We start from the raw sequence: 14,189 nt of genomic DNA on the forward strand, positions 1-14,189 counted from the left end.
TTCCGCCAGCCGGGTCCAGCAATTGAGCATTTGACTTAGGTCCGATTGTCCGACAATCATGGTCGCCAAGCAAAATAAAAATGGTCCAGGGAGGCCACGCAGATGAGAGTGCGCTATTTCGGGCGGTCCTTGATGGCTGCCCTTGCCATTGCTTTTGCGTTCCACGCCAGCTTGTCTGGCGGTGCAGGTCAACATGGTGCCCTTGCGGCCGACCTGCTGCCTCAGGGGGATCCGGCGGCCCTTGGCTTCGCCCCCGATCGCCTCGCCCGCATCACTGCCCGCCTGAAAGCGGATTCCGAGGCGCAGGTGATTCCCGGCGCCGTGCTGCTGATCGCGCGCCAGGGCAAGATCGCCTACTTCGAGGCCATGGGCGTTCGCGACCCGCAGACCAAAGCGGCGATGACGCGGGACACGATTTTCCGCATTTATTCGATGACCAAGCCAATCGTCACCGTGGCGGCGATGATGCAGGTGGAAGAAGGCCGCATGGCGGTCGGCGATCCGCTGGCCCGTTACATTCCCGCCTTCGCCAAGCCGCAGGTTGGCGTGGAAAAACCGGCAGCGGAAAACGGCGGAAAGCCGACGCTTGAGCTGGTGCCGGCGCAGCGGCCGATCAGCATCCAGGACCTGATGCGCCATACATCGGGCATCACCTATGGCTTTTTCGGTGTCGGCGCGGTGAAGGCGCAGTATCGCGAGACCGGCGTGATGGACGGCGATTTCGACAATGCCGAATTCGCCGAGCGTGTCGCCAAGCTGCCGCTGGCCTATCAGCCCGGCACGGTCTGGGATTACAGCCATTCCACCGATATCCTCGGCCGCGTGGTGGAAGTGGTGGACAAGAAGCCATTGAGCCAGGCGCTCAAAGATCGCCTGCTCAATCCCCTGGGCATGAAGGACACCGCCTTCTATGTCACTGACAATGCCAAGCAGGACCGCGTGGCCGAACCTTTCCCCGACGACCGCAGCCTGGGCGGCGGCGTGGAATTCTTCGATCCGCGCAAGGCGGGAAAATATGAATCCGGCGGCGGCGGCCTGACCGGCACGGCGATGGATTACGCGCGTTTCCTGCAGATGCTGCTGGATGGCGGCGCGCAGAACGGCAAGCGGTATCTGAGCCTCAAGACGCTGGCCTACATGACCTCCGACCATATGGGCAGCGGCATTGTTCCGGGTCCCTATTTCCTGCCCGGTCCGGGCTATGGCTTCGGCCTTGGCTTCGGTGTGCGCAAGGATGGCGGTATTTCGGCCGATCCGGGCAGCGCCGGCGACTATTACTGGGGCGGCGCCGGCGGCACCTATTTCTGGGTCGATCCCAAGGAAAAGATGTTCGTCGTCTTCATGATGCAGTCGCCGAAGCAGCGCCTGACCTACCGCGCCCTGGTGCGCAACATGGTCTATGCGGCGATGGTGAAGTGAGAGAGAACACGGCCAGCATGATCTGAACCGAATACAGGAATTCGCCGCTAGACCGGCGGATCGGCGGACCGGAAGCCGCCGCGACATAACTGGATGGAGGAAACAATGCCGACTCGTCGTTATGGGACAGGCCTTGCCGTTGCCGCGCTGGCGGCCGGCCTGGGATTGGCAACACCAGCCTGGTCGCAGGTGAAAGTCGCGTTCATCGATCCGCTTTCCGGCGCCATGGCGCCGATCGGCGAGCATGGCGTGAAGCATTTCCAGTACATGATCGACAAGATCAACGCCAAAGGCGGCGTGAACGGCCAGAAGATGGAGCTGATCACGTTCGACAACAAGCTCAGCCCGCAGGAAACCGTGATCGCGGCGCAGAAGGCCATCGATGCCGGCGCCCGCATCCTGACGCTGGGCAACGGCTCGGGCGCCGCAGCGGCGATGATCGACTTCGTGAACAAGCATAACGACCGCAACCCCGGCAAGGAGGTGGTCTACCTCAACTATGCCGCGGTCGATCCGGCCTTCACCAACGACAAATGCAGCTACTGGCATTTCCGCTGGGATGCCCATAGCGACATCAAGATGCAGGCCCTGACCAGCTACATGAAGGGCAAGCCGAACATCAAGAAGGTCTATCTGATCAATCAGGATTATTCCTTCGGCCATGCCGTGCGCAAGGCGGCCAACGAAATGCTGAAAGCCAAGCGGCCCGACATCCAGATCGTGGGCGACGAGCTGCATCCCCTGGCCAAGATCACCGATTTCGCGCCCTATATCGCCAAGATCAAGGCCAGCGGCGCCGACAGCGTGATCACCGGCAACTGGGGCAGCGACATCGCGCTGCTGCTGAAAGCCTCGGCCGATGCCGGCCTGCAGGTGGATTACTACACCTACTATGCCGGCGGCGCCGGCGGCCCCACCGCGATCAAGCAGACCGGCCTGAAAGACCGCGTCTTCCAGATCACCGAAGGTTTCGCTAACATCAACACGCCGGCGAACTATGCCTGGGAAGAGGAGTTCCGCAAGAAAAGCGCGGGTCAGGGCTGGTGGTATCCGCGCGTGCGTAACGAGATGGAAATGCTGGCCGCCGCCATGAACGAGGCGAAGTCCAACGATCCGAAGGTGTTCGCCGAGAAGCTGCGCGGCATGAAGTACAAGAACATCTACGGCAAGGACACCTACATGCGCGCGGAAGACCATCAGTTCTTCCAGGACATCTACATCTCCGCGCTCACCCCCCTGTCGGGCGACATGAAGTTCGACGAGGAGAATACCGGCTGGGGCTGGAAGCTGACCGCGACGGTGCCGATGGGCGAAACCGACGTGCCCACCACCTGCAAGATGGCCAAGCCAAGCTGAAACGCTTGCCCGATGCGCGGCCCCGGGTGAAAACCGGGGCCGCGGCGTCTGGTTACCATGGTATAGTCCGGTTCGGGATTACGGGGGCGTTTCTTGCTGGAACTGGTGATCTTCTCCACGCTGAACGGCGTGCTTTACGGTATGCTGCTGTTTCTCCTGGCCAGCGGCCTGACACTGATCTTCTCGATGATGGGCGTGCTGAATTTCGCCCACGCGAGCTTTTACATGCTGGGTGCCTATTTCGGCTTCCAGATCAGCCAGTGGCTGAATTTCTGGGTGGCCCTGATCGTCGCACCCGTGCTGGTCGGACTGATCGGCGCCGGCGTCGAGCGCTGGGGCCTGCGCACGGTGCATAAATGGGGCCATGTCGCCGAATTGCTGTTCACCTTCGGCCTGGCTTTCGTGGTGGAAGAACTGGTGCAGATGATCTGGGGCAAGCTGCCCGTCGATTATCGCGTGCCGCCGCTGCTGGATTTCCCCGCCTTCGAGCTGTTTGGCACCACTTATCCGGCTTTCCGCATGTTCATGCTGCTGATCTCGGTGGCGATCTTCCTGGTGCTGCTGCTGGTGCTGACGCGTTCGCGCACCGGCCTGATCATCCAGGCGGCGCTGACGCATCCCAACATGGTGGCGATGCTGGGCCATAACGTGCCGCGGGTGTTCATGCTCGTCTTCGGCTGCGGCTGCGGCCTTGCCGCGATTGCCGGCGTGATCGCCGGCCCTGCCCTGGTGACCCAGCCCAGCATGGCCCATGTGCTGGGCCCGATCCTGTTCGTGGTGGTGGTGTTCGGCGGCCTGGGTTCGCTGCCCGGCGCCTTCATCGCCTCGCTGCTGATCGGCCTGATCCAGACCTTTGCGATTGCCATCAACTATTCGCTGGGCGACATGCTGGCCACGATTGGCATGGCGCGGCCGGTGCAAGGCATATTGAACGATCTGTGGCAGGTGACGGTGGCGCAGATCGGCCCGGTAGTGCCGTATCTGATGCTGGTTCTGATCCTGATCTTCCGGCCCACAGGCCTGATGGGCACGCGGGAGACCTGAGCATGGCGATCACCACCATGACCAAACCGGCCTCCCTACCGCTCGACTTGGCGAAACGCTACGGCATCTGGATCCTGGCTGCCGCCGTGATGATCGTGTTGCCCAAGATATTCACCTCGGGCGCAGCTCTCACCACCATGTGCCTGATGGGCATCATGATCGTGTTCTCGCTCAGCTATAACATGCTGCTGGGCCAGACCGGCATGCTCAGCTTCGGCCATGCGGTCTATTACGGCCTGGGCGGTTTCCTGGCCGTGCATGCGATGAACGTTATCGCAGCCGACAAGCTGCCCATTCCGCTCCCCGTGCTGCCGTTGGCGGGCGGGTTGATGGGTCTTTTGTTCGGTTTCATCTTCGGCGCGGTCTCGACCCGACGCGCCGGCACCGCCTTTGCCATGATCTCGCTGGGCCTGGGCGAGCTGATCGCATCCCTGTCGCTGATCCTGCGCGGCTTTTTCGGCGGCGAGGAAGGCATCACGGCCAACCGCACCAAGATGCTGACCCTCTTCGGCGTGCGCTTCGGGCCGCAGATCGAGGTCTACTACCTGATCGCCGCCTGGTGCTTTGCGTGCATCGTGCTGATGTTCGCCTTCACCCGCACGCCGCTGGGCCGCATGTGCAACGCGGTGCGCGAGAATCCGGAACGCGCCGAATTCGTCGGCTATTCAACCCAGATGGTGCGCTTCATCGCGTTCTGCATCTCGGGCTTTTTCGCCGGTATCGCCGGTGGGCTGGCGGCGATCAATTTCGAGCTGATGAACGCCGTGAACATCTCGGGCGCGCAGTCGGGTGTCGTGCTGCTGATGGCCTATATCGGCGGCGTCGGACATTTCTTCGGCCCGATCCTGGGCGCCGTGCTGGTGACGCTGCTGCAGGTGATGCTGTCCGACATCACCGGGGCCTGGATGCTGTATTTCGGCCTGATCTTCATCGGCATGGTGATGTTTGCGCCAGGAGGCATGGCCGGGTTGATCATGCTGCATCTGCCGCTGTGGCAGCGCGGCACGCTGCTGCGCATCTTGCCGCATTATGCCGTGATGGCCGTGCCGGTACTGATGAGCCTGGCCGGCCTGGTGCTGCTGATCGAAACGGCACATCACCAGATGGTCAAGGCGGCCTCTGACGGGCCGGCCATGGCGATGCTGGGCATTCCATTCAGCTCCAATACCGCGCCACCCTGGATCGTCGCGCTTGCATTGCTCGGGGGCGGACTCTGGCTCGGCAGATTGTATGGCCCGAAACTGGCCGCTGCCTTCTCGGATGCCGCCCATGGCAAGGATCTGGGCAAGGACCTGGGCAAGGAGGCGGCCCGATGACCGCGCCCCTCTCCTCTGCACTGGGCCTGCAGGACCTGCATAAAAGCTTCGGTGCCACACCGATCATCCGCGGCGTGTCGCTGGACGTGGGCAAAGGCGAACGCCACGCCATCATCGGGCCGAACGGTGCCGGCAAATCCACGTTGTTTCACCTCATCTCGGGCCGCTTCCCCTTGAGCAGCGGCCGCATCAGCCTGAACGGCGAGGATATCACCGGCCTGAAACCCTATCAGATCAACCGTCGCGGCCTGTCGCGCAGCTTCCAGGTCACCAATATCTTTCCGCGCCTGACCGTGTTCGAGAACCTGCGCTGTGCCGTTTTGTGGCAGATGGGCTATCGCTATTCCTTCTGGCACAATATCCGCAAGGCCAGGGATGCCAATGCCCGCGCCGATGCCGTGCTGCAGCAGATCGGCCTGGCCGAGCGCGCCATGATGCCGGCCGGCCTGCTCACCTATGCCGAGCAGCGCGCGCTGGAGATCGGCATCACGATTGCCGGCGGCGCCGAGGTGGTGATGCTGGACGAGCCGACGGCGGGCATGAGCCGTTCGGAAACCGCGCATTTCGTGGCCCTGATCCGCAAGGTGACCGAGGGCAAGACGCTGATCATGGTGGAGCATGACATGGGCGTGGTGTTCGACCTGGCCGACCGTATCAGCGTGCTGGTCTATGGCCAGATCATCGCCTCGGATGCGCCGGTGAAGATCCGCAGCAACAAGGCCGTGCAGGAAGCCTATCTGGGCCAGGCTTTAGAGGCGGAGCATTGATCATGACTGAAGCAATGCTCGACGTTCGCGACCTGCATGCCTATTACGGCAAGAGCCATATCCTGCATGGCGTGACTTTCACCGTGCAGCCGGGCGAGATCGTCTCGCTGCTGGGCCGCAACGGCGTCGGCCGCTCCACCACCATCAAGGCGATCATGGGCGATGTGCCGCCGCAGGGCTCGATCCTGTTCAAGGGCGCGCAGATCGCTGGCCGCAAGCCGCACGAGATCGCCCGCTTGGGCCTGGGATATGTGCCTGAGAACCGCGACATCTTTCCCGCCCTCACCGTGCGCGAGAATCTGTATCTGGGCCAGAAATCAGCCAAAGGCGGCGGACGCTGGTCGATGGCCGACATGTTCGAGATCTTTCCCCGCCTGGAAGAGCGCGCCGACACGCCGGCCGGCGTGCTGTCGGGCGGCGAGCAGCAGATGCTGACCATGTGCCGCACCCTGATGGGGGATCCAGACCTGATCATGGTGGATGAACCGACCGAAGGCCTGTCACCCATGATGGTGGAACATGTGGGCAAGCTGCTGGAGCGCATTGCCGCGCGCGGCATTTCTATCCTGCTGGTGGAGCAGAAGCTCACCATCGCGCTGAAGATCTGCCAGCGGCTTTACGTGATGGGCCATGGTCACATGGTGTTCGAGGGCACGCCGCAGCAACTGCTGGCCGACGCCGCCATCCGCAAGGAGTGGCTGGAAGTCTGATCCTCAGGCCGGCGTCGCCAGCTTGAGTCCGACGATGCCGGCCACGATCAGACCGATGCAGACCAGCCGCAGCACAGCCGCGCTTTCGCCGAACAGTACGATGCCGAGGATCGCGGTGCCGATGGTGCCGATGCCGGTCCACACCGCATAGGCGGTGCCGAGCGGCAGGTCTTTCAATGCCAGGCCCAGCAGCCACAAACTGACGATCATCGATGCGACCGTGCCAAGCGTGGGCCAGAGCCGCGAGAAACCTTCGGTATACTTCAGGCCCACGGCCCAGCCCACTTCGGCAAGACCGGCAAAAAACAAAATGACCCACGCCATGCGGATGGCCCCTTCACTCTGCTGGCGGGGTCGTCCCCACCGGATGGATGCTGAAAGGCCGGGTCGTCCCGGCTTAAATGGTCTGGTACCGGCTGATATGAGACGGCGGACCGGTTCGGTCAAGCCAGCCCCGGTCAGGCCGGCGTCATGATCTGCGCCGACAGCATCATGTCTGGCGTTTCTCCATCGGAGGCCAGCGGCAGGATCAGCCCCTCGAAATTCGCCGACAGGCCATGCAGCGTGAAGCCGTCGACCGTGGCCCAGAGCGGCTGGCGCGCCAGCATGGACTGCAAATAGGCCCCGTGCACCCGGCTGGCGAAATCCGGATCGGGATGCTGGTCGAGGAACTGGCCGGTGAGATCGAAGCCGCGATACATCGTCACTGCGCTGCCGAACACGCGATAGCGGAAACGCGGGCCTTCAGGAGCCGGCGCGATATCGAGCAGGAAGACATGGCCGAGCAGGTAATGCAGTTCTTCAGGCTGGAAATCGCTCCGCGCCGGCAGGCTGCGTGTGCCGCGCCAGGCCTGCCAGTCCTGCAGCAGCCGCAGCAGCCGCGCATCGAGCACGTGCGGCGCGACGATGTCGGGCGCCGCGCAGACGATCTTGCGCGGCCGCGCCGACTGAAGCTTCACCGGAGGATCATTATCGCGTCCCGCCATCGGGACTGGATATCAGAATTCCTGCCAGTCGTCGTCCTCTGCCGAAGCCGAAACAGACGCAACAGCCTTCGGCTTTGATACCGGAGATTGCACCGCGGCCGGCTTTGCCGCCGGTTTGGGTGCGGATTTCGCAAGTGCCGGCTTCGCGGTTGGTTGGGCTGGCGGTTTTGCTGCCGGCTTGAGCGGCACGATCTCGGCTGGCCTGGCCGCGACTGGAGGATTGGCGGCTGGACGGGCGGCAACCGCGCCATCGGTGCGGAAAAAGCCGACCAGTTCGGCAAGCTGGCGGCCCTGATTCGCCAGATTCTGCGCCGAGGCCGAGGTCTCCTCGACCAGGGCACCGTTGCGCTGGGTCATTTCATCCATGCTGCTGACAGCCGTATTGATCTGCTCCAGCCCGGTGGCCTGCTCACGGCTGGCCGCCGCGATCTCGGCCACGATGTCGCTCACCTTCTTGATGGCAGAGACGATCTCGGTCAGCGAGGAACCTGTCTGGTTGACCAGGGTCGCGCCGGTTTTCACCTGGGCATTCGATTCCTGGATCAGCGCCTTGATGTCCTTGCTGGCGTTGGCCGAACGCTGGGCCAGGGCGCGCACTTCCTGCGCCACCACGGCAAAGCCCTTGCCGGCCTCGCCGGCGCGGGCCGCCTCGACCGAGGCATTCAGCGCCAGCAGGTTGGTCTGGAAGGCGATTTCGTCGATCAGGCCGACGATATCGGAAATCTTCTGTGCGCTCTGCTCGATCTGGGTCACGGCCGCGACGGCATCACCCACCACGCTGCCGCCCTTCTGCGCCGTATCGCGCGCCACGGTGGCGAGCTGGCTCGCGGCCTGGGCGTTGTCGGCATTCTGTTTCACCGTGGCCGTGATTTCGTGCATGGAAGCGGCGGTTTCCTCGATCGAGGCCGCCTGCGATTCGGTACGCTGGGCCAGATCCTGCGAGCCCGAGGAAATCTCGGCCGAGGCAGTGCGCACCGTTTCGGCACTGTCAGCCAGCTGGCTGGCGAAATCACGCAGGCGCGCCACCGTGCCACGGGCCGCATCGGCGAGCGCGCCAAAGGCGCCCTTGTACTGGCCGGCGGTGGAGCGCGTCAGATCGCCTGTGCTCAATGCGCGCAGCACCGCGCCCAGATCGTCGAGCACACCCTGCAGGGTATCGGCCAGGCCATTCATCTGCTGCGACAATTCACGGAATACGCCATCCTTGCCAGCCAGGTCGATACGACGGGAGAAATCGCCCGCGCCGACCGCGGCGCAGAATTGTGCGATTTCGCGGCTGATGGCGGCTTCGGCCTCGCGCTGGGATGCCAGACGCTGGGTCTCGGCCTCGGCACGGCTGCGTTCCTCGGCTTCCAGTTTCGCCTTCTCTTCAGCATTCTTCTGGAAGACGCTGAGAGCCTGGGCCATGTCGCCCACCTCGTCCTTGCGATTGGCATAACCGATTTCGGCCGCCTCGCCCTGGGCAATGCGGGTCATCGTGTTGGTGATCGCACCCAGCGGGCTAACCACCCGGCGCAGGAAGAAGATAGCGCCGCCGACGACCAGCAGCACGGCCAGGGCAGCCACCACCGACTGGATGATCAAGCTGTTTGTGCGTTCGGCGATCAGCATGTCGGCCACGCGCACCGCCTCCTTCACGGCGGCATCGCGCAGATGGCCGGCAACATAAAGCTGCGGATTATGACGAGTGCGGAATTCGTTGGCCGTGAACGGCCATTCACCGCCCTTGTCGCTGCCGGCGCGGATTTCGGCATACAGAGTGGGCAGGCCTGACTTGAAATAGCCGTCGTCGGTTTTCTGCACCATCTCTTTCAGTTCGGCGCCAGCATCGATCATCGCCATCGTCATGGTGATGCGGCCCCACAGGGCCTCCATGCGGCCGGTATAATCGGCATACCGCGCGTTGGTATCCGGCGTGATCGGCTTGCCCGAGACGATCACATTCACCATCACGGTGCCGCGGGCGCCGGCCAGGGCGCGCATGTCGGCGGCGAGGCGGGCGATGCTCATCGGCGAGGCCACATCGCTGTCGGCCCGCGAGATCGCCGCATCAATGGCATTCAGCGCCGGCGTCATATTGCCGACCAGATCGACGAAAGCGGGAGAATATCCCTTCACCACATCGGCGGGACGCTCGGCCAGCGGCTTGACGATGGCGGCATCCACCTTCTTGCGCCAGTCCAGCACCGTGGCCTGTGCCTTTTCGATCCGCGCGATATCGATGGCGCGGTTCGAGGCGGCGCGGGCCTGGTCCAGCACCGTCTTGAAAGCGGCGTCGGTATTGGCGCGCGGCTTGGCGATATTGTCGGCCTTGGGGTCGTAGGTCTTGTTGTCGAGCAGGGCGCCGTTATCGACACCGCGTTCGATGCCGACCAGCTCGTTCAGGCGCATCAGCTCGCCCTGCACGCCGGCCAGGCTGCGTGCGGTGATGGCGCTCTGGCGGTCCCGATAGGCTTCGCCGATCATGACCCCGATGACGCCGAGCACGATCACGGCGATGACCAGCATCAACGCCAGGAAACTGCTGCGAATACGCATAACTCACCCCTTTGGCTGCCCAAAATCCGTTAAATCTCTATACGGACTATTCCCGCAGAGGGTTAATATCCCGTTGTTGCGGTGCAGCAGCCCTATCCCGCCCATCCCGACCGGACAAGGGCGGGAGGGCGGGTACAGGGGTGGTATGAATTATCGTTCTAGTTTGAAGAAGCCGACCAGAGCCGAGAGTTCCCCAGCCTGATTGGCCAGGTTCTGCGCCGAGGCCGAGGTTTCCTCGACCAGGGCACCGTTGCGCTGGGTCATCTCGTCCATCTGGCCGACAGCCGTATTGATCTGCTCCAGGCCGGTGGCCTGCTCGCGACTGGCGGCGGCAATCTCGGCCACGATGTCGCTCACCTTCTTGATGGCAGAGACGATCTCGGTGAGCGACGCACCGGTCTGGTTCACCAAGGTTGCACCGGTTTTTACCTGGGCATTGGATTCGGCGATCAGCGCCTTGATGTCCTTGCTGGCATTGGCCGAACGCTGCGCCAGGGCGCGCACTTCCTGCGCCACCACGGCGAAACCCTTGCCGGCCTCGCCGGCGCGGGCGGCCTCGACCGAGGCATTCAGCGCCAGCAGGTTGGTCTGGAAGGCGATTTCGTCGATCAGCGACACGATGTCGGAAATCTTCTGCGCGCTTTCCTCGATCTGGGTCACGGCAGCGACGGCATCGCCCACCACGCTGCCGCCCTTCTGGGCGCTGTCGCGGGCGGCCACGGCCAACTGGCTCGCGGCCTGGGCGTTGTCGGCATTCTGCTTCACCGTCGTCGTGATCTCGTGCATCGAGGCGGCCGTCTCTTCAATACTGGCCGCCTGCGATTCCGTACGCTGCGCCAGATCCTGCGAGCCCGAGGAAATCTCGGCCGAGGCGGTTTTCACCGTTTCGGCGCTTTCGGCCAGACGCTGGGCGAAATCGCGCAGGCGCGCCACGGTGTCGCGCGCCGCCTGGGCCAGCGAGGCGAAGGCGCCCTTGTAATTGCCGGCCGCATCGCGACTGAGATCGCCGCCGGCCATCGCCTGCAACACACCGCCCAGATCGTTCATCACACCCTGCATGGTGTCGGCCAGACCATTGAGCTGGCGCGACAGTTCGGCAAACACGCCTTCCTTGCCAGCCAGATCGATACGGCGCGAAAAATCACCCTCGCCAACCGCGCCGCAGAATTGCGCGATTTCGCGACTGATCAAAGCTTCGGCCTCGCGTTGAGCCGCCAGGCGTTTCGCTTCGGCTTCGGCACGGGCACGCTCTTCGCCCTCAAGCCTGGCTTTTTCCTCGGCATTGCGCTGGAACACACTGAGCGCCTGGGCCATATCGCCCACTTCGTCCTTGCGATCGGCGTAACCAATTTCGGCAGACTCGCCATGGGCGATACGGGTCATCGTATTGGTGATCGCGCCCAACGGGCTGACCACGCGACGCAGGAAGAAGATCGCACCCACAATCAGGATCAGCACGCCGACGGCGGCAACACCGCCCTCAAGGATAACATGCCGCGTGCGCTCCGCGATCAGTGCATCGGCCACCTTCAACGCATCCTCGATGGCCGCGTCGCGCATGTAACCGGCCGTGTAGAGCAGTGGATTCTGTTTGTTGCGGAATTCGGTGATGTTGGCGAAGGGATAAGCTTCGCCCTTGTCGCTGGCGGCATAGACCGTGTCGAGCATCTGCTTTAGGTCGACATAAAAGCCCTTGCGGGTCTGCTCGACCTTTTCCTTCAGATTGGGCGAGGCATCGATCATGCCCATGGTCATGATGACGCGGGCCCAGATGGCGTCCACCTTGCCGCTCTGCTCGGCAATGAAGATGCGGGTGGCAGGGGGCATCGGCTTGCCCGAGGCGATCACGTTCACCGTGGTGGTGCCGCGGATGCTGGCTTCGGCACGCATGTCGGCGGCCAGACGAGCGATTGTCATCGGCATGGCGACATCGTCATCGGAGCGGCTGATCGCCGAATCGATGCGGTTGAGCAGCGGGGTCAGCTTGTTGACCATGTCGGCCAGGGCCGGAACATAGCCGTTCATCACATCGGCAGGCCGCTCGGCCATTGGCTTGGTGACAGCGGCCTCCACCTTCTTGCGCCAGTCCTGCAGACCGGCCTGGATGGCCTGGATGCCCGTGATATCGATGGCGGGATGACCGGAGGCGCGGGCATTGGCGAGCGCCGCCGCGAGAGTATCGTCAGACGCCTTGCGCGGCTTGGCGAGGAAATCGCCATTCGGGTCGGTGGTCTTTTCGTCGCGCAGGGCCGCGTTATAGGCACCGCGTTCGATGCCGATCAGCTCGACCAGCCGCAGCAGTTCACCCTGGGTCGCCGCCAGGCCACGGGCATCGATGACATTGGCACGTTCTTCATAACCGTCGCTGATCACCCGGCCGGCAAGGCCCAGCACGATCACACCGATCAGAGCGACAAAAAGCAGGAAACTGGCGCGAATACGCATCATCGACCCCCAGTAATAATCCGCCCACGGCGGACCTAGAATTGTGGATAACCACAATCTACCGGCAGTCGTTATCCGGAGATATATGGAATTTCAGGGGGTTATCAGGAAATAACGTAACGCCCGCCAGCTTTTTTTCGTGGCAAGCGTGGTCAAAAGACAAGGGAAACAAAAGTTTAGAGAAAAACCCACAGATCTGCGCGGCATATCGGAAAATACGGGGCCGCCGCGATTGCGAGACGGGGACTGTCGCGGCGGCCCCAGAATCTGCCAGGCGGAGGGGCGGGAGGCCCGGCAGATATTCGAAACGTCTACTCGGCAGCTTCGGCCAGCGCTTCGCCCATGGCCGCTTCGCCATCGAGCGTGACTGCAACGGCATGCACGACGGCGGCGATGCGCACCGCCTGCTGCACCTGCTCGGCGGTCATGCCGGCCTTGCGCAGTTCATGCTCATGGGCGACCAGGCACATGCCGCAGCCCTTCACGGCCGAGACGGCAAGCGACCAGAGTTCGAAGTCCGCCTTCTCGACGCCGGGCTTGCCAATCACGTTCATGCGCAGCTTGGCCGGCAGGGTCTTGTACTGGTTCTCACCGCCGCCTTCGCCCATCAGGTGGACGAAGCGGTAGTAGATGTTGTTCATGCCCATGATCGCGGCGGCGGCCTTGGCGGCGGTCAGCGCCTCGGGCGAAAGCTGCGGGCCGTATTCGGCCAGGATGGCGCGGATGGTGGACGGCTCGCGGGCGGCGAGCGCGGAGGCGACGAAGGTGCCCGCGCGCTGCTGCTCGGTCAGGCCCGGTTCGGTGGCCAGCGAGCCCAGGTTGAGCTTGAGGTCGCGGGCATAGTCGGGCAGGCGGTTCTTCAGGCTTTCGAGGCTCATGGCAAACTCCTCTGATATCATGCTGCGGAGACCCGCCGCGCCGCATTGCGCGCGGCGGGATCCCGTGTTGCCTTAGGCGGCGGGCTTGAGGACCTCTTCGCCCTTCTGCCAGTTGCAGGGGCAGAGCTCATCGGTCTGCAATGCGTCGAGCACACGCAGCACTTCCTGCGGATTGCGGCCGACGCTGAGGTCGTTCACCGACACGAAGCGGATGACGCCTTCCGGATCGACGATGAAGGTGGCGCGCAGGCAGACGCCCTCGGCCTTGTCGAGGATGCCGAGATTCTGGCTCAGCTCGCGCTTGATGTCGGCGATCATGGCGAACGGCAGGTCCTTGAGATCGGCGTGGCTGTTGCGCCAGGCCAGGTGGACGAATTCGCTGTCGGTCGACACGCCGTAGACCACGGTGTCACGGTCGTTGAAGTCGCCGTTCAGCTTGCCGAAGGCCGCGATCTCGGTCGGGCAGACGAAGGTGAAGTCCTTCGGCCAGAAGAACACGACCTTCCACTTGCCCTTGTCGGACTCGTTGGAAATCTCGGTGAAGGCCTTTTTCGGGTCGGTCGATACGACGGCCTTGAGGTTGAAGTCGGGGAACTTGTCGCCGATGGTCAGCATTTGGATGGGCTCCTCTCTTGGATACGAAACGGTCTCAGGTCTGGGGCGGCGGGGCTGGCCGGGATATCGGTGATACCCCCTGCGTCCCGCTCGAAGTGATAATTAGACGCTTTCT

Annotated in this window: 12 protein-coding genes; 6 read left to right on the forward strand and 6 right to left on the reverse strand. The window is 63.3% G+C overall.

Features of this window, described 5'->3' with window-relative positions; genetic code table 11:
* Nucleotides 1–132 precede the first annotated feature (132 nt).
* The 6 genes from ACE3OO_RS07355 to ACE3OO_RS07380 all read left to right on the forward strand — a co-directional run bounded on the left by ACE3OO_RS07355 (nucleotide 133) and on the right by ACE3OO_RS07380 (nucleotide 6,612).
* Entirely contained in the window at nucleotides 133–1,419 is a 1,287-nt protein-coding gene (locus tag ACE3OO_RS07355) for a serine hydrolase domain-containing protein (RefSeq protein WP_374301323.1), read from the forward strand.
* 105 nt (nucleotides 1,420–1,524) lie between these two features.
* Complete coding sequence (locus ACE3OO_RS07360) at nucleotides 1,525–2,775, forward strand: branched-chain amino acid ABC transporter substrate-binding protein (RefSeq protein ID WP_374301325.1); 1,251 nt, start codon at nucleotides 1,525–1,527, stop codon at nucleotides 2,773–2,775.
* Between the two features lie 93 nt (nucleotides 2,776–2,868).
* Nucleotides 2,869–3,819, forward strand: a complete 951-nt coding sequence (locus ACE3OO_RS07365; protein ID WP_374301327.1) for a branched-chain amino acid ABC transporter permease — start codon at nucleotides 2,869–2,871, stop codon at nucleotides 3,817–3,819.
* Between the two features lie 2 nt (nucleotides 3,820–3,821).
* Nucleotides 3,822–5,135: a branched-chain amino acid ABC transporter permease gene (locus ACE3OO_RS07370; RefSeq protein ID WP_374301329.1), complete on the forward strand. Its 1,314-nt coding sequence runs from the start codon at nucleotides 3,822–3,824 to the stop codon at nucleotides 5,133–5,135.
* The gene (locus ACE3OO_RS07375) at nucleotides 5,132–5,902 is read left to right on the forward strand and encodes an ABC transporter ATP-binding protein (RefSeq protein WP_374301331.1); all 771 of its coding nucleotides are present in this window, start codon (nucleotides 5,132–5,134) and stop codon (nucleotides 5,900–5,902) included. The genes ACE3OO_RS07370 and ACE3OO_RS07375 overlap by 4 nt, the downstream gene beginning before the upstream one ends.
* A gap of 2 nt (nucleotides 5,903–5,904) precedes the next feature.
* Nucleotides 5,905–6,612 (forward strand): ABC transporter ATP-binding protein, encoded by a 708-nt coding sequence (locus tag ACE3OO_RS07380; RefSeq protein WP_374301333.1) that lies wholly within the window; start codon nucleotides 5,905–5,907, stop codon nucleotides 6,610–6,612.
* Between the two features lie 3 nt (nucleotides 6,613–6,615).
* Here the strand turns inward: ACE3OO_RS07380 and sugE are convergent, their stop codons facing one another.
* The 6 genes from sugE to ACE3OO_RS07410 all read right to left on the reverse strand — a co-directional run bounded on the left by sugE (nucleotide 6,616) and on the right by ACE3OO_RS07410 (nucleotide 14,074).
* Nucleotides 6,616–6,936, reverse strand: a complete 321-nt coding sequence (sugE, locus tag ACE3OO_RS07385; protein WP_374301335.1) for a quaternary ammonium compound efflux SMR transporter SugE — start codon at nucleotides 6,934–6,936, stop codon at nucleotides 6,616–6,618.
* A 134-nt stretch (nucleotides 6,937–7,070) separates the two neighbouring features.
* Nucleotides 7,071–7,571: a PAS domain-containing protein gene (locus ACE3OO_RS07390; RefSeq protein ID WP_374301337.1), complete on the reverse strand. Its 501-nt coding sequence runs from the start codon at nucleotides 7,569–7,571 to the stop codon at nucleotides 7,071–7,073.
* Nucleotides 7,572–7,610: 39 nt separating this feature from the next.
* Complete coding sequence (locus tag ACE3OO_RS07395) at nucleotides 7,611–10,136, reverse strand: methyl-accepting chemotaxis protein (protein WP_374301339.1); 2,526 nt, start codon at nucleotides 10,134–10,136, stop codon at nucleotides 7,611–7,613.
* Between the two features lie 150 nt (nucleotides 10,137–10,286).
* Nucleotides 10,287–12,584: a methyl-accepting chemotaxis protein gene (locus ACE3OO_RS07400; protein ID WP_374301341.1), complete on the reverse strand. Its 2,298-nt coding sequence runs from the start codon at nucleotides 12,582–12,584 to the stop codon at nucleotides 10,287–10,289.
* A 308-nt stretch (nucleotides 12,585–12,892) separates the two neighbouring features.
* Nucleotides 12,893–13,459, reverse strand: coding sequence for a carboxymuconolactone decarboxylase family protein (locus tag ACE3OO_RS07405; protein WP_374301343.1), 567 nt, complete (start codon nucleotides 13,457–13,459; stop codon nucleotides 12,893–12,895).
* A 72-nt stretch (nucleotides 13,460–13,531) separates the two neighbouring features.
* On the reverse strand, nucleotides 13,532–14,074 hold the full coding sequence (locus ACE3OO_RS07410; RefSeq protein WP_374301345.1) for a peroxiredoxin: 543 nt from the start codon (nucleotides 14,072–14,074) through the stop codon (nucleotides 13,532–13,534).
* Nucleotides 14,075–14,189: the final 115 nt, after the last annotated feature.

Origin of the sequence: Ferrovibrio sp. (genome assembly GCF_041906005.1) — a bacterium.
Lineage (GTDB): Bacteria > Pseudomonadota > Alphaproteobacteria > Ferrovibrionales > Ferrovibrionaceae > Ferrovibrio.

What these genes read in the sequence shown, in the direction of transcription:
- ACE3OO_RS07410 (WP_374301345.1), bottom strand. Translation starts at nt 14,074, where the DNA reads ATGCTGACCATCGGCGACAAGTTCCCCGACTTCAACCTCAAGGCCGTC.
- sugE (WP_374301335.1), bottom strand. Translation starts at nt 6,936, where the DNA reads ATGGCGTGGGTCATTTTGTTTTTTGCCGGTCTTGCCGAAGTGGGCTGG.
- ACE3OO_RS07405 (WP_374301343.1), bottom strand. Translation starts at nt 13,459, where the DNA reads ATGAGCCTCGAAAGCCTGAAGAACCGCCTGCCCGACTATGCCCGCGAC.
- ACE3OO_RS07375 (WP_374301331.1), top strand. Translation starts at nt 5,132, where the DNA reads ATGACCGCGCCCCTCTCCTCTGCACTGGGCCTGCAGGACCTGCATAAA.
- ACE3OO_RS07360 (WP_374301325.1), top strand. Translation starts at nt 1,525, where the DNA reads ATGCCGACTCGTCGTTATGGGACAGGCCTTGCCGTTGCCGCGCTGGCG.
- ACE3OO_RS07400 (WP_374301341.1), bottom strand. Translation starts at nt 12,584, where the DNA reads ATGATGCGTATTCGCGCCAGTTTCCTGCTTTTTGTCGCTCTGATCGGT.
- ACE3OO_RS07395 (WP_374301339.1), bottom strand. Translation starts at nt 10,136, where the DNA reads ATGCGTATTCGCAGCAGTTTCCTGGCGTTGATGCTGGTCATCGCCGTG.
- ACE3OO_RS07355 (WP_374301323.1), top strand. Translation starts at nt 133, where the DNA reads ATGGCTGCCCTTGCCATTGCTTTTGCGTTCCACGCCAGCTTGTCTGGC.
- ACE3OO_RS07380 (WP_374301333.1), top strand. Translation starts at nt 5,905, where the DNA reads ATGACTGAAGCAATGCTCGACGTTCGCGACCTGCATGCCTATTACGGC.
- ACE3OO_RS07370 (WP_374301329.1), top strand. Translation starts at nt 3,822, where the DNA reads ATGGCGATCACCACCATGACCAAACCGGCCTCCCTACCGCTCGACTTG.